22 protein-coding genes are annotated in these 22,855 nt (G+C 71.2%); 11 read left to right on the forward strand and 11 right to left on the reverse strand.

Annotation, left to right across the window (positions count from 1 at the left end; translation table 11 throughout):
- The 4 genes from BDW27_RS02355 to BDW27_RS02370 form a co-directional block, all read left to right on the forward strand.
- Window positions 1–624, forward strand: a 624-nt coding sequence (locus BDW27_RS02355; protein ID WP_110048028.1) for a diiron oxygenase, incomplete at its 5' end; no start/stop codon positions are given.
- A 261-nt stretch (window positions 625–885) separates the two neighbouring features.
- Complete coding sequence (locus tag BDW27_RS02360; protein WP_110048029.1) at window positions 886–2,412, forward strand: NAD(P)/FAD-dependent oxidoreductase; 1,527 nt, start codon at window positions 886–888, stop codon at window positions 2,410–2,412.
- On the forward strand, window positions 2,409–2,756 hold the full coding sequence (locus BDW27_RS02365; RefSeq protein WP_110048030.1) for a DUF4873 domain-containing protein: 348 nt from the start codon (window positions 2,409–2,411) through the stop codon (window positions 2,754–2,756). Before BDW27_RS02360 ends, BDW27_RS02365 begins: the two co-directional genes overlap by 4 nt.
- 50 nt (window positions 2,757–2,806) lie before the next feature.
- On the forward strand, window positions 2,807–3,697 hold the full coding sequence (locus tag BDW27_RS02370; protein ID WP_110048031.1) for an alpha/beta fold hydrolase: 891 nt from the start codon (window positions 2,807–2,809) through the stop codon (window positions 3,695–3,697).
- Between the two features lie 53 nt (window positions 3,698–3,750).
- Here BDW27_RS02370 and BDW27_RS02375 read toward each other — a convergent pair whose 3' ends face one another.
- The 7 genes from BDW27_RS02375 to BDW27_RS02405 all read right to left on the reverse strand — a co-directional run bounded on the left by BDW27_RS02375 (window position 3,751) and on the right by BDW27_RS02405 (window position 11,606).
- The gene (locus tag BDW27_RS02375; RefSeq protein WP_110048032.1) at window positions 3,751–5,109 is read right to left on the reverse strand and encodes a four-carbon acid sugar kinase family protein; all 1,359 of its coding nucleotides are present in this window, start codon (window positions 5,107–5,109) and stop codon (window positions 3,751–3,753) included.
- Between the two features lie 69 nt (window positions 5,110–5,178).
- A complete protein-coding gene (locus tag BDW27_RS02380; protein ID WP_017547221.1) occupies window positions 5,179–6,285 on the reverse strand; it encodes a Gfo/Idh/MocA family oxidoreductase in 1,107 nt (368 codons plus the stop codon).
- An 88-nt stretch (window positions 6,286–6,373) separates the two neighbouring features.
- Window positions 6,374–7,312 (reverse strand): fructosamine kinase family protein, encoded by a 939-nt coding sequence (locus BDW27_RS02385; protein ID WP_110048033.1) that lies wholly within the window; start codon window positions 7,310–7,312, stop codon window positions 6,374–6,376.
- Between the two features lie 4 nt (window positions 7,313–7,316).
- The gene (locus BDW27_RS02390) at window positions 7,317–7,844 is read right to left on the reverse strand and encodes a low molecular weight protein-tyrosine-phosphatase (RefSeq protein WP_110048034.1); all 528 of its coding nucleotides are present in this window, start codon (window positions 7,842–7,844) and stop codon (window positions 7,317–7,319) included.
- A gap of 82 nt (window positions 7,845–7,926) precedes the next feature.
- Window positions 7,927–8,361, reverse strand: a complete 435-nt coding sequence (locus tag BDW27_RS02395; protein ID WP_026129711.1) for a response regulator — start codon at window positions 8,359–8,361, stop codon at window positions 7,927–7,929.
- A gap of 24 nt (window positions 8,362–8,385) precedes the next feature.
- Window positions 8,386–10,356, reverse strand: coding sequence for an ATP-binding protein (locus BDW27_RS02400; protein WP_110048035.1), 1,971 nt, complete (start codon window positions 10,354–10,356; stop codon window positions 8,386–8,388).
- Window positions 10,353–11,606, reverse strand: coding sequence for a PP2C family protein-serine/threonine phosphatase (locus BDW27_RS02405; RefSeq protein WP_017547226.1), 1,254 nt, complete (start codon window positions 11,604–11,606; stop codon window positions 10,353–10,355). Before BDW27_RS02405 ends, BDW27_RS02400 begins: the two co-directional genes overlap by 4 nt.
- A 451-nt stretch (window positions 11,607–12,057) precedes the next feature.
- Here BDW27_RS02405 and BDW27_RS02410 point away from each other — a divergent pair, with 451 nt between their 5' ends.
- From BDW27_RS02410 to BDW27_RS02420, 3 genes are all read left to right on the forward strand, one after another.
- Window positions 12,058–12,732 (forward strand): heme oxygenase (biliverdin-producing), encoded by a 675-nt coding sequence (locus tag BDW27_RS02410; protein WP_110048097.1) that lies wholly within the window; start codon window positions 12,058–12,060, stop codon window positions 12,730–12,732.
- A gap of 71 nt (window positions 12,733–12,803) precedes the next feature.
- A complete protein-coding gene (locus BDW27_RS02415) occupies window positions 12,804–13,460 on the forward strand; it encodes a TetR/AcrR family transcriptional regulator (RefSeq protein ID WP_110048036.1) in 657 nt (218 codons plus the stop codon).
- A 164-nt stretch (window positions 13,461–13,624) separates the two neighbouring features.
- Complete coding sequence (locus tag BDW27_RS02420) at window positions 13,625–13,879, forward strand: hypothetical protein (protein ID WP_017547229.1); 255 nt, start codon at window positions 13,625–13,627, stop codon at window positions 13,877–13,879.
- Between the two features lie 24 nt (window positions 13,880–13,903).
- Here BDW27_RS02420 and BDW27_RS02425 read toward each other — a convergent pair whose 3' ends face one another.
- Window positions 13,904–14,827 carry a PolC-type DNA polymerase III gene (locus tag BDW27_RS02425; protein WP_110048037.1) on the reverse strand — a complete coding sequence of 308 codons (924 nt, stop codon included), beginning with the start codon at window positions 14,825–14,827 and terminating at the stop codon, window positions 13,904–13,906.
- Between the two features lie 200 nt (window positions 14,828–15,027).
- Here BDW27_RS02425 and BDW27_RS02430 point away from each other — a divergent pair, with 200 nt between their 5' ends.
- A complete protein-coding gene (locus BDW27_RS02430) occupies window positions 15,028–15,990 on the forward strand; it encodes an asparaginase (RefSeq protein WP_110048038.1) in 963 nt (320 codons plus the stop codon).
- A gap of 135 nt (window positions 15,991–16,125) precedes the next feature.
- Window positions 16,126–17,391, forward strand: coding sequence for an NAD(P)/FAD-dependent oxidoreductase (locus BDW27_RS02435; RefSeq protein ID WP_110048039.1), 1,266 nt, complete (start codon window positions 16,126–16,128; stop codon window positions 17,389–17,391).
- Here BDW27_RS02435 and BDW27_RS02440 read toward each other — a convergent pair.
- The 3 genes from BDW27_RS02440 to BDW27_RS02450 form a co-directional block, all read right to left on the reverse strand.
- The gene (locus tag BDW27_RS02440; protein ID WP_017547233.1) at window positions 17,375–17,566 is read right to left on the reverse strand and encodes a ferredoxin; all 192 of its coding nucleotides are present in this window, start codon (window positions 17,564–17,566) and stop codon (window positions 17,375–17,377) included. The genes BDW27_RS02435 and BDW27_RS02440 overlap by 17 nt on opposite strands.
- Before the next feature lie 161 nt (window positions 17,567–17,727).
- Window positions 17,728–18,684: a prolyl aminopeptidase gene (gene pip / locus BDW27_RS02445; protein WP_110048040.1), complete on the reverse strand. Its 957-nt coding sequence runs from the start codon at window positions 18,682–18,684 to the stop codon at window positions 17,728–17,730.
- A gap of 43 nt (window positions 18,685–18,727) precedes the next feature.
- Window positions 18,728–19,630, reverse strand: a complete 903-nt coding sequence (locus BDW27_RS02450) for a DUF4429 domain-containing protein (RefSeq protein WP_110048041.1) — start codon at window positions 19,628–19,630, stop codon at window positions 18,728–18,730.
- 213 nt (window positions 19,631–19,843) lie between these two features.
- Between BDW27_RS02450 and BDW27_RS02455 the strand changes: the two genes are divergently transcribed.
- Window positions 19,844–21,559: an AMP-binding protein gene (locus BDW27_RS02455; protein ID WP_110048042.1), complete on the forward strand. Its 1,716-nt coding sequence runs from the start codon at window positions 19,844–19,846 to the stop codon at window positions 21,557–21,559.
- A gap of 224 nt (window positions 21,560–21,783) precedes the next feature.
- The gene (locus BDW27_RS02460) at window positions 21,784–22,845 is read left to right on the forward strand and encodes a 3-deoxy-7-phosphoheptulonate synthase (RefSeq protein ID WP_017546430.1); all 1,062 of its coding nucleotides are present in this window, start codon (window positions 21,784–21,786) and stop codon (window positions 22,843–22,845) included.
- The last annotated feature ends 10 nt before the right edge of the window (window positions 22,846–22,855 follow it).

Below are 22,855 nucleotides of genomic sequence, written 5' to 3' on the forward strand. Positions count from 1 at the left end.
CGGCACGCCTACCACAACGACCCCACGAGCCTCCACGTCCAGTACGCCTACACCGAGATCGCCGACGAGTGCCGCCACACGGTCATGTTCGCGAAGATGGTGCAGAAGCTCGGCTGGGAGGCGCACCGTCTCGACCCGGTCACCTTCCACCTCGGCCGCGTGTTCAAGGCGATCGCGCACGGACCGTTGATCTTCGCGGGCGCGCTCTTCGTGGAGGAGGTCCTGGACCAGCTCCAGCGCGAGGCGGTCCCGGACGAGCAGATCCTCCCCCTGGTGCGTTCCGTGGCCCGCATCCACGTCACCGAGGAGGCGCGCCACATGCGCTACGCCCGCGAGGAGTTCCAGCGCGACTGGCCCGAGCGCGGCGCCCTGAACAAGGCCTACAGCCGGATCGTGCTGGGGCTGGTCACGTACTACTCCGCGACCCGGCTCATCAATCCGAAGGTCTACGAGCAGGTCGGGCTGGACCCGAAGGAGGCCTCCCGGGTCGCGAAGAACAACCCGTACTGGGTGGAGACCAAGACGTGGGCCGCCCGCAAGGTGGTCGACACGCTGGACACCGCGGGTGCGATCACGGGCCTGGGCCGGTACTTCTGGAAGAAGGCCGGGCTGCTCGGCCGCTAGTACCGTCCCACCGTGGCACCCGTGCCACGACCCACGAGAGGACCACCTCTCCCCCGAACACCGTCGTCGGAAGGCGCAACGCGCCACGTCTTCCGGCGGCGGCCCTGACGTCGGGGGCTGAGAGCGAACGCGCCACGCGCTCAGCCCCCGACCCCCTCCCCCCGGGGAACGTAACGCGCCACGTTCCCCGGGGGCCCATACTTACCGGTCGGTACACCAGCGTCCAGGGCCGCACCGAGCCCGTACGAAGGGAACAGCATCGTGACCGAAACAGTGCCGCACCACCGGGTCGCCATCATCGGCTCCGGGTTCGCCGGGATCGGCATGGCTGTGCGCCTCACGCAGGCCGGACTCCGGGACTTCGTCATCCTCGAACGGGCCGACGGGATCGGTGGGACCTGGCGCGACAACTCCTATCCGGGAGCCGCCTGCGACGTCCCCTCGCACCTGTACTCCTTCTCCTTCGCGCTCAACCCCGACTGGAGCCGCACCTTCTCCCCGCAGCCGGAGATCTGGGAGTACATGAAGCGGGTCGCCGGTGAACACGGTGTGGACCGGCACGTGCGCTACGACAGCGACGTCCGGGCCGCCCGCTGGGAGCCCGAGGCCAACCGCTGGCGGATCGAGACCTCCAGCGGCACCGTCACCGCCCAGTTCCTGGTCAGTGGCGCTGGACCGCTCGCCGACCCCACCTACCCGGACATCAAGGGCCTCGACTCCTTCGAGGGCAGGCTCTTCCACTCCGCCGAGTGGGACCACGACCACGACCTCACCGGGCGCAAGGTGGCGGTGATCGGCACGGGTGCGTCCGCGATCCAGTTCGTACCGAGGATCCAGCCGCTCGTGGGGAAGCTGTCGCTGTTCCAGCGCACCGCCCCGTGGGTGATGTTCCGCCACGACCGGGACATCACCAAGGCCGAGAGCTGGCTGTACCGGAACGTCCCCGGCGCCCAGCAGGTCGCCCGCAAGAGCATCTACTGGGGTCGTGAGACCTACATCCTCGGGTTCGCGAAGAACCCCAGGCTGCTCGGGGTGGTGGAGCGGCTCGGCCGGGCCAACATCAACCGGAGTGTGAGGGACCCCGAACTCCGGCGCAAGCTCACCCCGACCTTCCGCGCCGGGTGCAAGCGCATCCTGATGTCCAACGACTACTACCCAGCGCTGGCGCGGCCCAACGTGGACGTGGTCACCGACGGGATCACCGAGGTCCGGGCGAACTCCGTGGTCACCCGGGACTCCTCCGGCCGGGAGACCGAGCACGAGGTGGACACGATCATCCTCGGCACCGGCTTCCAGGTCACCGACCCGCCCATCGCGCACCGCGTGTACGACTCCTCGGGGCGCTCCCTCGCCGAGCACTGGGGATCCGACGTCCAGGCCTTCCGGGGAACCACCGTCAACGGCTTCCCCAACGCGTTCGTGCTGGCCGGGCCCAACACAGGCCTGGGGCACACCTCGCAGGTGTTCATGATCGAGGCGCAGATCCGCTACACCATGCAGGCGCTCAAGTTCGCCTGCAAGAACCGGGTCGACCGCCTGGAGCCCCGGCCCGAGGCCCAGCGCGCCTACAACGAGATGGTCCACAGATCCATGCGGGGAACCGTGTGGGTGACCGGCGGATGCGACAGCTGGTACCTGAACGAGCAGGGCCGCAACACGACGCTGTGGCCCACCTTCACCTGGAACTTCGCGCTGCGTACCCGCTGGTTCGACCCGCACAACTACAACCTGCGCCGCGCCCCCGGCGGACGGCGCCCGAGCCGGGTCCCGGAAGGAGCGGCCACATGAGCGGATTCGACGACGAGGAAGAGGAGTACCAGGGCACCGTCACGGTCCGACTGCTCCAGGAGACCTCCGACGCCCCGGACGCGGGGAGCTTCGAGGTCCGCGCGCACTTCGCCGGGCACTTCTCCCCGCTGACCGGCGACTACCGGTGGAAGGGACGCCTCTCCCCGGAGCCGGGCCTCACCAGGGCCTACGAGCAGGGTGCGCGTACAGTCGTCGTGCGCACCCCCGACGGACACGAGGGTGTCGGCAGGCTGGACACCCCCAACCTGTGGGGCGGGCACCCCGTGAACGGGTCGGGCACGCCGCCCTTCGCCGTCCCCCGCATCGACCTCGACGACGACTGAGGCCCCGCGCCCACCCGACCTGACTTCCCCCGAGTGAGAGGCAGACCCCCATGGCGATACGACACGTGGGACAGGCACAGGAACTCCGGGTGCGCTCCGCGGACGGCACCCGACTGCACGTGGAGGTGCGCGGTCCCTCGGACGGACCGACCGTGGTGCTCTCCCACTGCTGGTCGACGTCCCTGGCCTCCTGGGGCCCCGTGGTACGGGACCTCGACCCCGACCTCCGGGTGGTGCTGTACGACCAGCGCGGGCACGGCCGCAGTCAGACCCCCCTCACCCGGGCGGGGTACGGGCCGGAGAAACTGGCCGACGACCTGTGCGCGGTCCTGGAGGCGACCGTTCCCTCCGGCCGGAAAGCGGTGGTCGCCGGACACAGCATGGGCGGGATGACCATCATGGCCTCCGGGCCGCGTGCGACCTTCAAGGAGAAGGTGGGGGCGGTGCTCCTCACCAACACCGGGTGCACGGAGCTCGCCGACCGGGCCACCGCGATCCCGCTGCCCGGGGCGCTCGGCAGACTCGGTTCGAGGGCCTTCCTGACCACTCCGCTCCCCCTCGGGCCGGCCAACGCCGGGAGCGCCAACGTGCTCCGGTTCCTGGTCATGGGGAAGAGGAGCAGCCCGGCCGCCAAACGGCTCTGCGCCCGGCTCGTCCACGGGTGCGCCAGTGTTCCCCGCAGTGAGTGGGGCCGCGTCATCACCCAGCTCCACCTGGACGATTCCGTGCGGGAGATCGCGGTGCCCACCGTCGTGGTGGGCGGTGAGGAGGACAAGCTGACTCCCCCGTGGCACGCGCGGCACATCGGTGGTCTGGTCCAGAACCCGGTGGAGGTCCGGATCATCCCGGGGCTCGGCCACATGGGTCCGCTGGAGGCCCCCGGCACCCTGGCTGACCTGCTCGGGAAGCTGGTCGCCGGCCACATCAGCTCGGAGGCCTAGGGCTGCCCGCATACCGGGGCGCGGTGCAGAGGTGGCACCGCGCCCCTTCCTGTTCAGTGCTCGCGGCCGCCGGTGGGGATCACGTGCTCCGACACCTCGGAGTGCACCTGGTGGAGGCGGGCCTGGACCGACCGGCGCAGTTTGGCCAGGCACTCGACCAGCGTGATGTCGTCCCCCACCAGGCCGCCCTTGGCCACGACGGGGGTTCCGTCGAGCGGGCCTCCGCTGAGGTGGCCGTGGACGGCCAGCGGGACGATCTCCCCGCCCACGTCGAAGGCGTGCACGTCGAGTTCGTCCAGCAGGCTGGCGGTCAGATCGCCACCGGTCAGGTAGAGGCCGCTGGGCAGTGCCTGGGGCCCCACTGTGTCGGCGAGCTCGTTGACGACGTCGGCCACCATGCGGGCGACGCGGCCGGGCAGCTCGGCCCGGGCGTGGGCGGGTAGTTCGCGGACTCCTTCGGCGGTGGTGACCACTCTCAGCACGCAGAGTTCGGGGAAGCCGGAAGAGGACAGGTGGTCGGTGAGCTCGCGCGCCACCTGGTCGGCGTGCTCGCTGTCGGGATCGCTGAGCGCCACGGCGTCCAGGTCCACGAAGCGGACGGCTCCGGTGCGGGCCACCGTGGCGAGCTGGCGGCGGGTGAGGTCGGTGGTGCTCCCCGCCACGGCGAGGAGGGGCCCCCGCGAACCGGCCTGGCCGCGCAGGCGCAGGGCGTAGGCGAGCAGCGCCCCGGTGGGGCCGGGGTCCACTGCCACCCAGACGATCCCCTCGGCGTGGTGGGCGGCGGCAGCGGCCTCGGCGATGTCGGTGAGGTGCTGCTCGGTGCTGGCGTCGCAGAGCACGATCGGCTCGTCCCCGGCGAGGAGCTCTGCTGTGAGCATCTCCTGGGTGATCCGTCTCAGCGGCACGTGGCGCACGGCGAGGTCGCTCTGGGACCGGAGGATGTCCGAGACCACGCTGGTGGTCATCGGGCAGAGGGGATCGAGGGCCAGTTCGCTGCGTTCCAGCGGCACCCCGTCGAGCAGTTGCACGCCGTCCTCGGTGATGCGCCCGGAGCCGGGGAAGGCCGGGGCGAACAGCACCCGGACGCGGGTCCCGGCGGGCAGGCGCTCGCGGACGGCCGTGTAGGTGGCCTCGATCTCCGCGCCGACGTTGCCGCGCAGCGTGGTGTCGGTGCGCTTGACCACCAGACCCACGGGCCACACGGCTTCGACGACGTCGGTGACGAGGTCCGCCGCCTGCTCGGCGGGGACGTGTCTGCTGTCGAGGTTGGCGACCACCACGTCGTAGTCCCCGGCGACCCGGCTGACGTGCTCGGGTGTCACCGTGGCCACACGCATACCGGTGCGGGCGAACCGTGCGCCGGTGGCGTTGGCTCCGGTGAGGTCATCGGCGACCACGAGGACCTGGGCCACGGCGCTGCTCCTTCGATGTGGAAAACCCTGCACTCCAACATAGGGCCAAGGTGAGGGTTCGGGGGCCGGTCAGGTGGCTGGCAGGCGCACCACCGAGCCGGTCCGGGCGGCGCGGCGGGCCGCCTCGATGACCTCCAGTCCGTGGATGACCTCGTGCAGGTCGACCGGCAGTGGCTCGCCCTCGCCCACGGCGTCACGCACCCCGGCGTAGAACTCCGGGTAGGCGCCGCGTGCGCTGGGCACCGGTTCGGTCCGGCCGTCGCTGCCGAGGAGGCCCCAGTCCTCCCGGGGCACCACGCCCCAGTCGGCGGCGTCCGGGCGCTCACCCGCGGTCAGCCGGGCCTCCTGGCCGTCCAGTCCGCGGCTGGTGAAGGCGGCCTCGTCGCCGAGGACCCTGAACCGGGGGCCGGTCTGCGCGCTGAGGGCGCTCATCCACAGGTGGGAGCGGGTCCCCCGCTCGTGCCCCAGGGACAGGAACACGTCGTCGTCGGCGTTCACACCCGTGCGGCGGGCGTCGATCTCCGCGTAGACGGTGGACACCGGGCCGAACAGGTTGACCGCCTGGTCGATCAGGTGCGGGCCGAGGTCGTACAGCAGCCCCGCTCCCGCGTCCACGCCGCCGGTCTCGCGCCAGCTTCCCTTGGGTTCGGGCCGCCAGCGCTCGAACCGCGACTCGAAGCGGTGCACCCGCCCCAGGCTTCCCTCCTCGATCAGCTGCCACAGGGTGAGGAAGTCCGCGTCCCAGCGGCGGTTCTGGTAGACGGTGAGCACGTGGCCGAGCTTGTCTGCGAGGTCGGTGAGTTCCCGGGCCTGGTGTGCGGTGAGCGCGAAGGGCTTGTCCACGACCACGGCCAGCCCCGCCTCCAGCGCGGCCCGCGCGAGCGGCGCGTGGGTGTCGTTGGGGGTGCTGACGACCGCCACCTCGTAGCTCCCGGCGTCGGCCCACAGGTCGGCGGCGGTGGGGTACACGGTGATCCACGGGTAGCGCTCCCGTGCGGCCCGCGCGCGGTCGGCGGAGCCGGTGACCACGGCGGACAGGCGCAGTCCGGGTACGGCGTCGATGAGCGGCGCGTGGAAGACCTCACCGCCCTTGCCGTAGCCGACCAGGGCCACGTGCAGCTCGGGTCCGTCGTGTCCGGAGGCGCCCTGATCAGGGCTGGTGGGTGTGTCAGCCATGCCCCCAATGTACGGCTCCGTCGAACCCGCCGGGCGATCGGACCCGCCCGCCGGGCGACGGTGAGGACCGGCGCACCGCCCACGTGCGTCAGGTGGAGCGGAAGGCGGTCCGCGCGGCCTCCAGGGCGGTGGTCCGGTAGGCGGCGCCGAAGAGGCACACGTGCACGAGGAGCGGGTGCAGCTGGTGCAGGGCCACCCGGCCGCGCCAGCCCGCGGAGAGCGGGGCGACCTCGTTGTACGCGTCGCGGACCCGGTCCAGGTGGGGCAGGCCGAACAGCGCCAGCATCGCCAGGTCGGCCTCACGGTGGCCGCCGTGCGCCGCCGGGTCGATGAGCACCGCGTCGCGGGCACGCCACAGCACGTTGCCGCTCCACAGGTCCCCGTGGATGCGCGCGGGCGGTTCGGGTTCCCCTCCCAGCTCCTCGACGGAGTCGACCACCCGCTCGATCGCCCGGGCGTCGGTGGGCGTGAGCGCCCCCTGGTCCAGTGCCTGGCGCAGGTAGGGGCGCAACCGTTGTTCGGCGTAGAAGCGCGGCCAGTGCCGGGCGGGCGTGTTGTCCAACGGGAGCGGACCGATGTAGCCGGGCCAGTCCGCGCCGAAGGCGTCCGCCCCGGTCAGGTGGGTTCCGGCGAGTTGCCGGCCGAGCCGTTCGGCCGCGGCGGGCGTGGGCTCGTCCTGCTCCACCAGCGGCAGCACGAGCAGGCGTTCGTCCCAGCCCAGGGGCTGGAGCACCGGGGAGCCGAAGCACCGGCCGAGCCACTCCAGACCGCGCGCCTCGGCGGCCAGTGCGCCGGCCGGTTCGGGCCCGCGTGACTGGGACTTCACGAACAGCCGGGTGCCGTCGGCCAGTTCGACGTAGGACAGGGTCCAGTCATGACTGGTCCCCGCCTTGGCGGCGCGGCGGACCTCGGTGTCCAGCAGCGCCGCGACCCGGTCGGCGAGGGTGCCGGTCTGCGGGTCACGGCCCGGTCGGCCCGGCCCGTCTCCGGTACCCCCGAAGGACCGCACGATCGGCTCCCTGTCCATGCGACTAGCCCCGCAACCGGGTGACGAGTTCCCCTGTGAGGCCCTTGGACGAGGCCTCGACCATGTTCAGCACGGCGGTGAACCCGTCGTCCCCCCCGTAGTAGGGGTCGGGGACCTCCGGGTTGGGGCCGCCGCCGGGCGCGAAGGAGCGGAACAGGCGGAGCCGGTCCGGGTCGAAGCCCAGTTCGGCTCCGCGTTCCTCGACGACCCGGCTCAGGTCCCCGAGATTGTCCAGGTCCATGGCCAGGACGAGGTCCCGGGTGGCCAGGTCCTCGGGGTCGAACTGACGGGCGGTGTGGTGGGTGAGGTACCCGTGCACACGCAGGGTCGCCGAGGCGCGGGAGTCCATCCCGTCGCCGATGTGCCAGTGGCCCGTGCCGGAGCTGTCGACCCGTACGAGGTCGTTCATTCCGGCGCGTTCGAGGTCGGCGGTGAGCACCTTCTCGGCCATGGGCGATCGGCAGATGTTGCCCAGGCACACGACGCTGACACGGTAGGGACCAGTGGGGTCACGCGGTTCCGGCAGGCTCATGCCCCTAACCGTAACGAAAAACCGCCACACCCACCCGATCCGGCGCGGTGAGTGCCGGTTCCGTCCCCGGTCCGTTCACGGTTCAGCCCTTGGGCAGCCTCACCACGGTCACGAAGAAGTCGTCGATCTGCCGCACGACCCGGATGAACTGCTCGAAGTCCACGGGCTTGGGGACGTAGGCGTTGGCGTGCAGGCGGTAGCTGCGCAGCACGTCCTCCTCGGCCTCCGAGGTCGTGAGCACGACGACGGGGATGTGCGCCAGGTCGTCGTCGTTCTTGACCTCCTCCAGGACCTCCCGGCCGTCCTTGCGCGGCAGGTTGAGGTCGAGAAGGATCAGGTGGGGGCGGGGGGCGTCGGCGAACTCGCCCTCGCGACGCAGGAAGCGGAGCGCCTCGACGCCGTCCGAGACCACGTGCAGCCGGTTGCCCAGCTTGTGTTCCTCGAAAGCCTCCTTGGTCATCAGGACGTCCCCGGGGTCGTCCTCGACCAGCAGCACCTCAATGGGATGCACCAACATGACCTCGCTCAAGCTTCCAGACCCCTATACGGGTCCCGCCCCGTGACCGGGTGGAACCGTACCGCCAGCGCCGCCGGGCAGGGGACGCGGTTCCCCCTCGGGTTCTTGGCCCGTGGGGGACTCGGTCTCCGGCTCGGTGCCGCCGGACTCTCGTGTGGCCGTCGGTGCCTCGTCCGTGGGGGCGGGCTCGGCGACCTCGGTGCCCTCGACTCCGTTATCGACGTCGTCGGTCGGTTCGGTTCCCTCCACGGGAACCGACTCTTCCTTCTCCGCCTCTGTGTCTACGGGCAGGGTCCAGCATATGCGGGTTCCGGTCCGTCCGGAGTCCGTGTCGCCGGTGGTTTCGGCCCCTTCGGGGTTCTCGGCGCCCGTGTCGAGCCACATGCGACCGCCGTGGAACTCCACGATCTTCTTGCACATCGCCAGGCCGATGCCGGTGCCGGTGTACTTCTCCCTGGTGTGCAGGCGCTGGAAGATGACGAAGATGCGCTCGGCGTACTGCGGTTCGATACCGATGCCGTTGTCCGCGCAGCAGAACACCCACTCGTCGCCCTGGCGTTCGACGCTCAGGCGCACCTTGGGCGCGTCCTCGCCCCGGAACTTGACGGCGTTGCCCACCAGGTTGAAGAACACCTGGGTGAGCAGGGTGCGGTCACCCTGGACGGTGGGCAGGGGATCGCCGGAGATCTCCGCGCCCGCCTCCTCCAGACGTGTCTCCAGACTGCTCAGGGCGTCGTCCAGGGCCACGTTGAGGTCGACCGGGGCGAAGTTCTTCGTGCGCCCGACCCGCGAGAAGGCCAGCAGGTCGTTGATGAGGGTCTGCATGCGCTTGGCGCCCTCGACCGCGAAGTCGATGTAGGAGTCGGCGCGCTCGTCCAGCTGGCCGTGGTAGCGGCGCTGGAGCAGCTGGCAGAAGCTGGCCACCTTGCGCAGCGGCTCCTGGAGGTCGTGCGAGGCGACGTAGGCGAACTGCTCCAGCTCCAGGTTGGACCGGCGCAGCTCCTCGGTCTGGTGCTCCAGCAGGGTGGACTGCTCCTGGAGCTTGCGGCGCGCGGAGGCGACCTCGTCCAGGTCCTGCACGATGCGCTCACGCATGGCGTCCACGTCCTGGCCGAGCTGGACGATCTCGGGCGGCCCGTGCAGGGAGATGCGGTGGGCGTAGTAGCCCTCGGAGACCTGGCGCATGTGCCCGGCCAGCTCCTCCAAGGGGCGCAGCACCCACTGCTGGAGCATGACCCACAGGAAGACCGACAGGAAGACCACGACCAGGCCGACCAGTACCAGCAGGGCCACGACCTGCTGGGTGGCCAGGGTCAGGCCGCTCTGGGCCTCCTGGATCTCGTTGGCGAGGTAGTTGGTCGTGGCGTCGGCGGCCCGGTTGAGCTCCAGGAAGAGCACGCGCCCGCGCTGGAGGTCCTCCTGGGTGGGGGTGTCTCCGCTGCGGACCTCCTCCAGGACGGGTTCGGCGAACTCCTCGCTCCAGACGTCACCGGCCTCGATGAGCTCGTTGACCTTGGGTGCTATGTCCGGGTTCTCCTCGGCCAGGGTGGCCAGGGCGCTCCGGTGCTCGGCGAGCGACATGCGCTGCTCGACGAAGGGCTGGAGGAAGTCCCGGTCCCCGGTGAGGATGTAGCCGCGCAGGGCGTGGTCCTGGCTGAGGTAGGCCGAGCGGGTCTGCTCGACGGTGCTCAGCCCGGGCGTCAGGGAGTCGACCTGGAGCACCAGGGAGTCCCTGGCCTGGAAGGCCGCGAGGGTGATGACCGAGACGGCCACCACGAGGACGACGGCGACCACCGTCAGGAGGCTGGTGACCCTGCGGCGCAGGCTCCAGGAGTGGCGGCTGGAGTGGACGCGCTCATGCGGGGAGGCGTTCACGAAGGGGGCGCCGCCGACGGACGTCCGGGCCCCCTCCCCGTGTTCCGGTCCCTCGTCCTGGGCGTCCGCGATCCGGGACTCGGTGTCCATGGCGTGGTGTTCCTCCCCGGTGGGGCTCACTCCGGCTCTCCGTGGTTGATGAGCAGCATCGCCACGTCGTCCTGGAGCGGGCCTCCGTTACTGCGTTCGGCCTCGTCCACCAGGTGTTCGGGCAGGTTGTACAGGGCCACGCCCTGGCTGAGGACCCCGTTCACCATCCGGCGCAGGCCCGCGACCTCCAGGCGGGCGGGCGGACCGCCGTCGTAGGCGTCGACCAGGCCGTCGGTGTAGAAGAGCATGCTGGAGCCCTTGGGCAGGACGACCTCGGTCGACTCGTCCTGGTCGACGGGGAAGACGCCCAGGGGCGGCTGCGGGGCGGCCTGGATCTCCTCGGCGACCCCGTCCGTGACGATCATGGGCGGCGGGTGTCCGAGGACGCGCACCCGGGCGCGGTCGCTGCCGGTGTCGAGGCTGATCATGCACAGCGTCGCGTACATCTCCTCCTGGGCGCGCTCGCTCACCAGGAGGTCCTCCAGGTTGGGCAGGACGCGCTCCTCTGCGACGCCGCTCATGACCAGGGTGCGCCAGGCGATGCGCAGGCTGACGCCGAGGGCGGCCTCGTCGGGTCCGTGGCCGCTGACGTCGCCGATGATGACGTGGGTGGTGCCGTCCTTCTCGACGGCGTCGTAGAAGTCGCCGCCGACCAGGGCGCGTTTACGGCCGGGCCGATAGTAGGCGCGGTGGCTCAGGGGCGAGGCGTCGAGCAGCACCTGGGGCAGCAGGCCGCGTTCCAGGCGCATGTTCTCGCGGGCACGCATGCGGGCCTCGCGCAGCTGGCGGGCGTTCTCGTCGGCGCGGCGCCGCTCCAGGGAGTAGCGCAGGCTGCGGGCCAGCAGGGAGCCGTCCACCTGGCCCTTGACCAGGTAGTCCTGGGCGCCCGCGGCGACCGCGGCGATGCCCTCGTGTTCGTCGTCGAGGCCGGTGAAGACCACGACCGCGGCGGAGGGAGCGCCTTCGAGGACCTCGCGCAGGAGGCCGAGGCCGTGCCCGTCGGGGAGGTTGAGGTCCAGCAGCACACAGCCACGGAAGCCGTTGAGGTGCTCTCGGGCGGCCGCGAGAGTGGAGACCCAGGTGATCCTGGTGGCCAGCGCGGTGTCCGCGAGGAGTTCCTCGGCGAGGAAGGCGTCGCCGGGGTCGTCTTCGATCAGCAGGACGTCAACTGATTCGACAGTAGCCTCCACCCGGTCGTCCAGGACTGTGTCGTCACCCAGGGCGGCGCTGCCGTCTGTCGCAGCGCCGTCGGCGGCTCGGGCCGCGTCGTCGCCGATCACCGTCGAGTGATCGTGCCCTGTTCTCCTGGTATCCACTCATCGCCTCAAGGTCCACTGTGCCGTGGGGGCCCGTCACTCCGGGTTCCGAGGCGGGCACCTCGGGTCCCACCAGTGGTTCGGACCGCACGACACCCAAACGATAAACGCCCCGGCGACCAGTTGACCAGCGGACGAGACGAGACACATCCAACGCCGAGGGACGGAACCTCCCTCGTCCGCGCGTGTCGGAAGGGTCGAGCGGGTGGGGCCGCCCGGCGTGGCTCGGGGGTCGCGCAGGTGGTCAGCGCGTGCGGGTGCGCGTGCGAAAGCACGTGAAGCCTGTGACGCAGGACACTTCGAGTGGGCGTTGTGTCACATTTTTTCTGACAGGGTGTCGTATCGATCTTGACAACCCGAGCCACCTAAATGACATCATGTCATAAAGATCCCGGAAAGAGAGGTGAAGGTGACGATGAGCGCCACGGTCGAGGCCCCCACGACGGCGGACCCCACAGCCGAACCGTTCTCCGCGAGGTTGAAGGCCGCCACCTGGAACGACCACGCGGCCGCCGAACACCACGGCTTCACCAAGGCCCTCACCGAGGGCGAACTCCCCCTCGACGGCTACACCGCGATGGTCGCCCAGCACTACTTCGCCTACGTCGCCCTGGAGCGGGTCGGCCGCGAGCTGGTCGGCGACCCCGTGGCGGGCCGGTTCCACTACCCCGAACTGGAACGCGTCCCCGCGCTGGAGACGGACCTCACGCACCTGCTCGGCGCCGACTGGCGCGACCGCGTCGCCCCGACCCCGGCCACCCGGACCTACGTGGCGCGCATCGAGCAGATGGCCGACCACCCAGCGGGCTTCGTCGCGCACCACTACACCCGCTACCTGGGCGACGTCTCCGGCGGACAGTTCATCCGGCGGATCGCGGCCGGGGCGTACGGCCTCACCGATGACGCGGGCGTGGCCTTCTACGTCTTCGACTCCCTCGGCAGCCTGCCCAGGTTCCGCACCGGGTACCGCGAGCGCCTCGACTCCCTGGACCTCGACGAACGCACCGCCGACTTCCTCGTCCGCGAGACCCGACTGGCCTACCAGCTCAACACCGAGGTCCTCGCCGACCTCGGCAGGCGGTACGCCTGACCCGCCCCCGCCTCCCCCGGCCGCGCCTCGGGGAACGTTCGGCACTCCCCTGGCGTGCCACCATAGGAGTCATGCCCAAGATCACGGCTCCGACCATCGCCGCTCACCGTGCCCGCACACGGGAGCGCATCATGGACGCCGTCGAGGAGCTGACCAGGTCACAGGGGATCGACCGCATCTCCATGACCGACGTGGCCAACGCGGCGGGTATCACCCGCACCGCGTTGTACAACTACTTCCCGGACAAGCCCGCGCTGCTCCTGGCCTTCACCGAGCAGGTCAGCACCGCGTTCGTCGAACGCTACAAACGCGAGCTCCCCTCGGGGGTCTCGGCCGCCCGCCGCCTGTCAGCCTTCGTCCGCCTCCAGCTGGAAGGCATCGTCGCGCACCCGCACCCGCCCGCCGCCGAACTGGGTGCCAGCCTGGGACCCGACGCCTACCAGGCACTGGCCGCGCACGTGGCTCCGATGCAGCGCCTGCTCACCGAGATCCTGGAGGAGGGCACCGCCGCGGGCGAGTTCGACCGCTTGCCCTCCGAACGCGTCGCGGGGCTCACGTTGTCCATGGTGGGCTCGCAGCGGCTGCCCCTGGTCAACGGTGAGGTCGACATCGACGGGACGCACGCTCTGGTGACCCGTTTCGTGCTCCGGGCCCTCGGCGTGAGGACCGAAACGGTGGACACGATCCTGCCCTCGACCACCCAGGAGAACACCCAGAGTTCCGACTGAAACACCCTCAGTAATAAGGGTCCGGTTCTAATCGGATGCTGGCCGTTAGCGGCCAACGCCCCACTGCATGAAGCGACGGAGGCGGGGAACGACCCGCACTGCCCGACCCCCACCCGGGCGTACCCATCCGACCGCCGCCGAGTTCAGTAAGGCCCTCCTCTCTCGTGTCCCTCACACTGATCGCCGTCGGCGCCACCCTGGTGTCGATCGCCCTCTTCAACAAGGTGCCCCGCTTCGTGCCCGGACGCCTCCCCGATCCACGCTCCGCCGGTGGGGTCGCCACCGCCCAGCGGACCAGCGTGCCCCCACGGGTGTGCCTGGTCTCCGCCCGACTGACCGAACAGGGGCGCGCCCTGTTCACCGCGGTGGGCGGAAGCGCGCTGATCGTCGCGTTCTTCCTCAGCCTGTCCGGACTCTGACCGAACCGGCCGGGCCCGGCCGGTTCAGTTCGCGCGACCTCCGAGGCCGCGACCTCCGGCCATGCGCACCAGCAGACCGCCCGCGACGGTGGCCGCGATCCCTCCGGTCACCGCCGCGACCGCGGCCACCCGGCTCCGCAGCCGGAACTCACGCCGTGCGGCGGACTCCGCGACCACGCGCTCCGTGGCGCGGAACGCGCCGCCGCACAGCGCCGCGTCCAGCTCGGAACCGCGCCAGCGCGCCTTCCACGTGTTGAGGGGGTCCAGGCCGCCGGGCGACGGGGTGGTCCGCGGCTTCCAGCGCACCGGCTCCTCCAGGAGCGCGTCCTCGTGCGGGGACACGTCGACCCGAAGGACGCGGGGCTCCGGGCCGGTGTAGCGCAGCTCGCCGGGGGCGTTCGCGATCATCTCCACGAGCAGTCGGGCGCACGCACGCGCGTCGCCGAGCGCCGTGTGCTGACCTGTGGGCCACTCCCCGCTCAGCAGGTGGGTGGCGCGCGGCAGCGAGTAGCGCGGCAGGTCCAGCTGGGAGCGCAGGGCACGCAGCGTGCACAGCCCCGAGAGCCCGCGCGGCAGCCCGGCGGGCACCAGCTCGGAGGAGAGGAAGCGCTCCTCGAAGTCCAGGTTGTGGCAGACCACCACGGCGCCGGAGAGCAGCTGGGCGATCCGGGGCACGATCGACTCCACGCGCGGGGCACCGACGACGTCGCCCTCCCCGATCCCGTGGAACTCCTGGCCGCTGACGGGTGCCCGCGGGTCCACGAGGGTGCTGAACTCCTCCACGAGGGTGCCGTCCCCACGCACCCGCACCACGGCGATCTCGACCAGCCGCGCGCCCTCGCGCGGGTCGAGCCCGGTCGTCTCGACGTCGAGTACCGCGTACTCCAGGTCCGCCGCTCGCGTGCCGACCCTTCTCCGGGTCAGTGCGCCCGTCCGCAGCGTTCCCATCGTCTGTCCCTACTCCCTGTGGTCGATCAACGTCGGTTCACGACCCTACTGCCCGTGCCCGACACCGACCGCCCCACGGCGTGGGGGTTCACGGACGGCACACCGGCGGACGGGAAGAAGGAGGGGGGTGTGTACGTTTTGACGCGTGTCCGGCACCAACGGGCACTCACCGCACAGCCTCAACGGCGAGGAGAAGCCGCATGAACCAGTCACCGCTGCCCAGCTACGCCCCCCTGGCCGAGGTCGTCCGGTCCGGGATGCGCGAGGGCGTGCACTACGGAGCGGTGATCGGTCTCTCCGCCGAAGGCGAGATCGCCTACGCGCGCGGCCCCGTGCACGACCCCATGTTCCCCCGTTCGTCCGCCAAGCCCTTCCAGGCGCTGGCCATGCTGCGCGCGGGCGCCGAACTGACCGGCCCCTCCCTCGCGATCGCGGCGGGCAGCCACGGCGGCGAGGAGTTCCACGCCGCCGAGGCCGAGCGGATCCTGACCTCCGTGGGGCTCACCACCGACGCCCTCCGGTGCCCGCCCGATGCCCCCGGCTCCCCCACCGCACGCCGGGCCTTCGTCGCCGCGGGGCGCGAGCCCGAGCCCCGGTACATGAACTGCTCCGGCAAGCACGCGGGCATGCTCGCCGCCTGTGTGGCCGGGGGTTGGAGCACCGACGACTACCTCGACCCGGAGCACCCCCTCCAGTTGCTGGTGCGCGAGGCCATCGAGGACATGTGCGGGGAGACGATCGCGCACACCGCCGTCGACGGCTGTGGCGCGCCCCAGCTGGCCGTGACCCTCGCCGGTCTGGCCCGGGGCGTCCAGGGGATGCGCCTGTCTCCGGAGGGCACGCACGAGCACGACATCATCGAGGCGATGAGCGCGCACCCCGAGTACGTGTCGGGCCCCGAGCGCGTCGACACCGACCTCATGACCCGGCTGCCCGGCCTGGTCTCCAAGATCGGCGCGGACGGCGTGCTCGTGCTCAACGCCCCCACCGGCGAGACCGTCGCCGTCAAGATCAGCGACGGTGACGCCCAGGAGCGTTCCCGCGTGGTGGTCGGGCTGACCGCCCTGCGTGCCCTGGGCGTGGACGTGAGCCCGGTGGTCGACCGTCTGACCACCCCCGTGAGCGGCGGCGGGGCGACCGTCGGTGAGGTGCGGGCCCTGTAGCTCCCGCTCCGATGGCGCCTCGGCCCGTGTTCGCCGCCCTTGGGCCTGGGACGGGCAGGAGGGCACCGGGTGGGACAGAGGGCGGACGTGCGTGCGGAGGACCCCGGGACAACGGGACGACTGGAGGAGAGATCGGTGTCGGACACCCTGAACGAGATCGTCATCGCCGGTGCGGGCATGGCTGGCCTGCACGCGGCCGAGGCCCTGCGTGAGCGGGGGTACGAGGGGCGTCTGACCCTGGTCGGGGAGGAGGCCCACCGGCCCTACTCCCGGCCCCCGCTGTCCAAGGAGGCCCTGACCGGTGTCGGTCTGGAACCGACCGGCGGCGACCCGGGCTGGCTGGTCGGGCACCGGGCGCTCCAACTGCGTGAGGACTCGGTCATCGACGGTCTCGACCTCGACTTCCGGCCCAGCACCCGGGTGGTCGGACTGGACGCCGCGGCACGGGAGGTTCGTGTGGAGGGCCCCGGCGAGCGGGGCGCGCTGCGTTACGACGGGCTGATCGTGGCCACCGGGGCGCGGGCGCGCCGCCCGGACACCGACCTGGCGGGCGTGCACGTCCTGCGCACCCTGGACGACGCCGAGGCGGTCCGGGCGGCCTTCGACTCCTCCGGGCACCTCGTGGTGGTCGGTGCCGGGTTCGTCGGCGCCGAGGTGGCCGCGAGCGCCCGCGCCGTGGGCATGGAGGTCACGCTCGTCGAGGCGGCGTCCACTCCGTTGACCCGGGTGGTCGACCCCCGGATCGGCGAGGTCCTCACCGACCTGCACAGGGAGAACGGCGTGGACGTGCGCCTCGGTGTGGGTGTGAGCGGGTTCGAGGGCGCTGGACGGGTGGAGCGGGTCCGGTTGGCGGACGGCTCCGCGATCGAAGCCTCCCTGGTGGTGGCCGGTGTGGGTGTGCACCTGAACACCGAGTGGCTTCGCGGTTCGGGGGTCGGGCTGTTCGACGACGGCTCGGTGGTGTGCGACGAGTACTCCGCGACCTCGGTGCCGAACGTGTACGCGGTCGGAGACCTGGCCAACTGGCCGCACCCGCGCTTCGGCGGTCGGATCCGGCTGGAGCACTGGACCAACGCGAGCGAGCAGGGCGAGGCGGCCGCCAGCAATCTGCTCGCCGGATCGGGGCGGACACCGTTCACCCCGGTGCCCTATTTCTGGTCGGACCAGTACCGGAAGAAGATTCAGCTCCTCGGGCAGGGCGCGCCCGCGGATCAGGTCAGCTTCGTGCACGGTTCGCCGGAGGACCGAAAGTTCGTCGCGTTCCTGGGGCGCGGGGGGATGCTCACCGGTGTGCTGGGGCTGCGCTCCACCCCACGCACCATGCGCTACCGCGGCCTGCTGGAGAAACCCACCACCTGGGACGAGGCGCTGGCCGCGGCGGGCGTCACCCCGTCACGGTGACGGCCTGCTTGGGGCACAGGCGCTCCGCCTTGAGGACCTTCTCGCGGAGTTCCGGGCCCGGCTCCTCGGTCAGGAGGTAGAGGAAGTCGTCATCCCTGACCTCGAACACCTCCGGGGCGGCGGCCATGCACAGGGCGTTGCTCTCGCACTGGTCGTAGTCGACCTCTACTCGCATGTCGTCCTTCTCTCCTGGGCCGTGGGCCCCTGGGGTCTGCGGGTGGCAACACCCTAACCACATCCCACCGCGTCGCCGATCGTCCGCCCGATCCCCGCTCCCGGCCGCCCCGCTGTGGCTGTCGGCGTGGGGTCGCGCCCGGCCGGGCGCGACCCCACCCGCTACTTGGCGAAGCGGTCGGTGGTCTCGATGAGGAGGTCGAGGATGCCGGGCTCACTGAAGGCGTGGCCCGCGTCGTCGACGATGTGGAAGTCCGCCTCCGGCCAGGCGCGGTGCAGGTCGTAGGCGGTACGCACCGGTGTGCACACGTCGTAGCGCCCCTGGATGATCACGCCGGGGATGTGCCGGATGATCTCGGCGCCCTTGATGAGCTGCTCGGGGCTGAGGAAACCCCTGTTGTGGAAGTAGTGGTTCTCGATCCGCGCGAAGGCCAGCGCGTAGTCCTCGTCGGCGTGGTGCTCCCGCAGCGTCGGGTTGGGCCGCAGCGTGATCGTCGACCCCTCCCACACGCTCCACGCACGGGCCGCCTCCAGGCGCACCTCGCGGTCCGGGGACTCCAGACGGCGGGCGTAGGCGCTGATCAGGTCATCCCGCTCCTCCTCCGGGATGGGCTCCAGGTAGGAGTCCCACAGGTCCGGGAAGAGGTTCGAGGCGCCCTCCTGGTAGAACCAGCGCAGTTCCTGGTCGCGCAGGGTGAAGATGCCGCGCACGATCAGCTCGGTGACGCGCTCGGGGTGCTTCTGGGCGTAGGCCAGGGCCAGGCAGCTGCCCCAGGAACCGCCGAAGACCTGCCAGGCGTCCACGCCGATCATCTCGCGCAGCCGCTCGATGTCCTCGACCAGCGACCAGGTGGTGTTGGTGGACAGGTCGGCGTCCATCCGGCTGGCGTGCGGGGTGGACCGGCCGCAGTTGCGCTGGTCGAACAGGAGGACGCGGTACCGCTCCGGGTCGAAGAGCCGTCGGTGGTCGGGGGTGCAGCCGCCGCCCGGGCCTCCGTGCAGGAACACCACAGGCTTACCCGTCGGGTTGCCGCACAGCTCCCAGTAGACGCGGTGTCCGTCGCCGACGTCGAGCGTGCCCGAGTCGTAGGGCTCGATGGGCGGGTACAAGGTGCGCAAGGCATGGCCCTTTCGTGGTGTTCGTGGCTGGGTGGTTCCCGGGTCAGAGCCGGTCGAGGAGTTCGGCCTTCTTGCTGCTGAACTCGCTGTCGGTCAGCAGCCCCTCGGCGTGGAGGCTGCCGAGCTCGCGGATCTTGGCGAAGATCTCGTCACTGCCCTCGGCGGGGGCCGCCGCCTCCAGCTCGGGGGCTCGGGCCGCCGGCTCTTCTGCGGTGTCCCCCCTGGCCAGGGCGATGTGGGTGTTGACGGTGGCGGCCATCAACAGGCTCTCCTCACTGCCCTTGAGGCCGTGCGAGGCGAGCGTGAAGAAGTCGTTCTCCAGCCCGGAGGCCTCGGGCATGGTCACCCCGCGCAGCACGACCCGGAGGAATCCCTCGTCGAAGTCGCGCTGGGGGAACCACTGGAGGGACTCGATCTCGGAGAGGGGGAACTCGCGCGACTTCTCCTGCCCCTTCGCGGTGCTGGCCATCCAGCCGTCCCACACGAGGCGCACCCGGTCCCCGTCGAAGGAGACCGCACCCTCCCCGGTACGGGCCTGGTAGGGCAGACCCACCACGAGGGCTCTGGCGACCTGTGCGAGGTCCAGCGGGCCGGTGAAGGTCTCGCGGGCGTAGCGGGCCGACTCGGTGATCCGGTCGGCACAGTACTCGGCGACCAGCTCCCGCTCGTGGGGGCCGGTCAGCACCAGCGGTGTCGCGGCTCCACCGGCACCCGCGGTCTCCAGGGGCGCGTAGGGGTCGGCCCCCTCCACCAGGCGCAGCCGGATCCGCCACCCGTGCTTGCGTTCGCCCGGATCGAACTCCACGTCGCGGACGGCGGCCAACGGGACGGAACAGTGTCCCAGCGCCTTGTACAGGGCCGGAACCCTGCGACCGGTACCGAAACCGATGCGCACCGTCTCCTCGTCGAAGCGCCAGATGGCGTGGTGTCCGTGCAGTTCCTCCATGGGACACCATCCTAGGGCGCCGGGTCGCGAACGGACATCCCCGCCTCCGGGAGCCCGGGCCGACCGGTCCGGACCGGAGCCGACGGTCGCGATGGGTCGGGATGTCCCGTTCCGGGTAGAACCGCAGGGGCACACCTCGTCCCGCCACCCTTCCGGTGGCCGGGAGCCCGTGGCGGTGCGCCCGGCGCGCCGCCCCCGAACCGGAGGCCTTCGATGTCGCACGAGATGACCGAGGGGGCACGGGAGTTCCGCGCCGCGCGGGACCTGCTCCTCGAGCACCGGGAGGACCAGGAGACGGCCCACCGGGAGTTCACCTGGCCCAGGCCGGAACGGTTCAACTGGGCGCTGGACCACTTCGACCACGTGGCCGCCACCCGACCGGACCGCACGGCGCTGTGGCTGGTGGAGGAGGACGGGACCGAGGCCCACCACACCTACCGTCAGCTGTCCGAACGCTCCAACCAGGTGGCGAACTGGCTGATCGGCCAGGGGGTGCACCCGGGCGACCGCATCATGCTCATGCTCGGCAACCAGGTCGAACTCTGGGAGATCCTGCTCGCCGCCGTGAAGCTGGGCGCGGTGATCACCCCGACCGCCACCAACCTGTCCGAGGCCGACCTCGTGGACCGGCTCGACCGCGGGGAGGTCGCGCACGTGGTCTGTTCGCCCGAGCAGACCGAGCGGTTCGAGCACCTGCGCGGCCACTGGACCCGGATCTGCGTGGGCTACATGGACGGATGGCTCAGCTACCCCGACTCGGAGCACTCTGGCCTGGAGTTCACCCAGCCCAGACCCACCGGCCCCGACGACCCCCTGCTGCTGTACTTCACCTCCGGCACCACGGCCCGGCCCAAGCTGGTCACCCACACCCAGAGCTCCTACCCGGTGGGGCACCTGTCCACCATGTACTGGCTGGGTGTCCGGCCCGGGGACGTGCACCTGAACGTGTCCGCGCCCGGCTGGGCCAAGCACGCCTACAGCAGCGTGTTCGCGCCGTGGAACGCGGAGGCCACGGTGCTGGTGGTCAACCAGGAGCGGTTCGATCCGGCGACCCTGCTGGACGCGGCGGTGCGGTGCGGGGCGCACACGATGTGCGCGCCGCCCACGGTCTGGCGGATGCTGGTCCAGGCGGACCTGGCGGCGTGGAAGGTACCGCTGCGCGAGGTGGTGGCGGCGGGGGAACCGCTCAATCCGCAGATCGTGGACTACGTCCGTGAGGCGTGGGGGCTCACGGTACGGGACGGGTTCGGGCAGACCGAGACCACCCTGCTCGTCGGCAACGGTCCCGGCCAGGAGGTGGCCCGCGGGTCCATGGGACGCCCCATGCCCGGCTACGACGTGGTCCTGGTCGACCCGGAGACGGCCCGGCCCTCCGACACCGGTGAGATCTGCGTGGACATGAGCGACGGTCCCGTGGGAGTGATGCGCGGCTACGCGGACGCCCCGGACACCACCCGGGACGTGACGCGGCTCGGGCTGTACCGCACCGGCGACATCGCCACGCGGGATTCGCGCGGTTCCATTACCTATATCGGCCGGTCCGACGACGTGTTCAAGGCCTCGGATTACCGCATCTCACCATTCGAGCTGGAAAGCGTTCTGGTCGAGCACGAATACGTGGCCGAGGCCGCGGTCGTGCCGTCACCGGACCCGCTCCGGCTCTCGGTGGCCAAGGCGTACGTGACCCTGGCCGAGGGCGTGGCACCGGACGCCCTGACCGCCCGCGCCATCATGGAGTACGCGCGGAGCCGTCTCTCTCCGCACAAGAGGGTCCGCCGCCTGGAGTTCGCCGACCTGCCCAAGACCGCCTCCGGCAAGATCAGGCGGGTCCGGCTGCGCCGCGCCGAGACCGAGCGCGGCACGGTCGCCGACGGGGTGCGCAACCCGCGCGAGTACTGGGAGGAGGACCTCCCCGGGCTGAAGGACTGATCCCCCGGGCGCTCGGGGCACCCGGCGGAATGGCGGCCGGGGGCCATTGTGTCTCGCTGGTTGGGACGGCTTCCCGCGAAATGCGCTGGTGTGGCCTTTCCCATCCCGGGTTCGCACGTCGAATTCCACCGCGACCGTGTCCGCCCCGCCGGACCGCGCTACGGTCAAGGTGCGGCACGAGCATCTGTCGCCAGGCGATCGACGTGATGGGACCAGGGGAGACGATGACGAGCACCAACGACACACGGGTGGCGAGCTACAAACCGCTCATCGCCCCCCAGGACCTGCTCGCCGAGCTCCCCATGAGCGAGGAGAGCACCGCCCTCGTGGAGAGCTCGCGCGCCGAGGTCAAGCGGGTGCTGGACGGCGCCGACGACCGCCTCCTGGTCGTCGTCGGCCCCTGCTCGGTGCACGACACCGAGTCCGCCCTGGACTACGCCCGTCGCCTACGCGACCTCGTCCCGTCGGTCAGCGACGAGCTGTGCGTGGTCATGCGCGTGTACTTCGAGAAGCCGCGCACCACGGTCGGCTGGAAGGGCCTGATCAACGACCCGGGCCTGGACGACACCTACGACGTGCACCGGGGCCTGCGCACCGCCCGTGAGCTGCTGATCGACATCAACGCCCTCGGTCTGCCCGCCGGAACCGAGTTCCTCGACCCGATCACCCCGCAGTACATCGCCGACGTGGTCTCCTGGGGCGCCATCGGCGCCCGCACCACGGAGAGCCAGGTGCACCGCCAGCTCAGCAGCGGCCTGAGCACCCCGGTCGGCTTCAAGAACGGCACCGACGGCGACGTGCAGGTGGCCGTGGACGCCGTCGGCGCGGCCGCCGCCTCCCACACGTTCTTCGGCGTGGACCCGGCCGGCGCCGGTTCGGTCGTGGTCACCGAGGGCAACCCGGACTGCCACGTGATCCTGCGCGGCGGGCGCAGCGGCCCCAACCACGACGCCGCGTCGGTGGCCTCCGCCCTGGATGTGATCGAGGGCTCCAAGCTGCCGCGCCGCCTGATGATCGACGCCAGCCACGCCAACAGCGGCAAGGACCATGTCCGCCAGGCGGGCGTGGCCCGGGAGATCGCCGCCCAGGTCGCCGAGGGTCAGAAGGGGATCGTCGGCGTCATGCTGGAGAGCTTCATCGTGGAGGGCGCCCAGAAGCTGGGTGACCCGGACCAGCTCACCTACGGCCAGTCCATCACCGACAAGTGCATGAGCTGGGAGACCACCGAGGGCGTCCTGGAGAACCTGGCCGAGGCGGTCCGCCAGCGCCGCAAGAACGCCGCCTGATCCCGGACAC

It is taken from the genome of Nocardiopsis sp. L17-MgMaSL7, from assembly GCF_003182025.1.
GTDB classification, from domain to species: domain Bacteria; phylum Actinomycetota; class Actinomycetes; order Streptosporangiales; family Streptosporangiaceae; genus Nocardiopsis; species Nocardiopsis prasina.

Excerpts from the sequence above, each read along its gene's own strand:
- BDW27_RS02365 (WP_110048030.1), top strand. The coding sequence starts at position 2,409 with ATGAGCGGATTCGACGACGAGGAAGAGGAGTACCAGGGCACCGTCACG.
- BDW27_RS02370 (WP_110048031.1), top strand. The coding sequence starts at position 2,807 with ATGGCGATACGACACGTGGGACAGGCACAGGAACTCCGGGTGCGCTCC.
- BDW27_RS02380 (WP_017547221.1), bottom strand. The coding sequence starts at position 6,285 with ATGGCTGACACACCCACCAGCCCTGATCAGGGCGCCTCCGGACACGAC.
- BDW27_RS02385 (WP_110048033.1), bottom strand. The coding sequence starts at position 7,312 with ATGGACAGGGAGCCGATCGTGCGGTCCTTCGGGGGTACCGGAGACGGG.
- BDW27_RS02390 (WP_110048034.1), bottom strand. The coding sequence starts at position 7,844 with ATGAGCCTGCCGGAACCGCGTGACCCCACTGGTCCCTACCGTGTCAGC.
- BDW27_RS02395 (WP_026129711.1), bottom strand. The coding sequence starts at position 8,361 with ATGTTGGTGCATCCCATTGAGGTGCTGCTGGTCGAGGACGACCCCGGG.
- BDW27_RS02410 (WP_110048097.1), top strand. The coding sequence starts at position 12,058 with ATGAGCGCCACGGTCGAGGCCCCCACGACGGCGGACCCCACAGCCGAA.
- BDW27_RS02415 (WP_110048036.1), top strand. The coding sequence starts at position 12,804 with ATGCCCAAGATCACGGCTCCGACCATCGCCGCTCACCGTGCCCGCACA.
- BDW27_RS02425 (WP_110048037.1), bottom strand. The coding sequence starts at position 14,827 with ATGGGAACGCTGCGGACGGGCGCACTGACCCGGAGAAGGGTCGGCACG.
- BDW27_RS02430 (WP_110048038.1), top strand. The coding sequence starts at position 15,028 with ATGAACCAGTCACCGCTGCCCAGCTACGCCCCCCTGGCCGAGGTCGTC.
- BDW27_RS02440 (WP_017547233.1), bottom strand. The coding sequence starts at position 17,566 with ATGCGAGTAGAGGTCGACTACGACCAGTGCGAGAGCAACGCCCTGTGC.
- BDW27_RS02450 (WP_110048041.1), bottom strand. The coding sequence starts at position 19,630 with ATGGAGGAACTGCACGGACACCACGCCATCTGGCGCTTCGACGAGGAG.
- BDW27_RS02455 (WP_110048042.1), top strand. The coding sequence starts at position 19,844 with ATGTCGCACGAGATGACCGAGGGGGCACGGGAGTTCCGCGCCGCGCGG.
- BDW27_RS02460 (WP_017546430.1), top strand. The coding sequence starts at position 21,784 with ATGACGAGCACCAACGACACACGGGTGGCGAGCTACAAACCGCTCATC.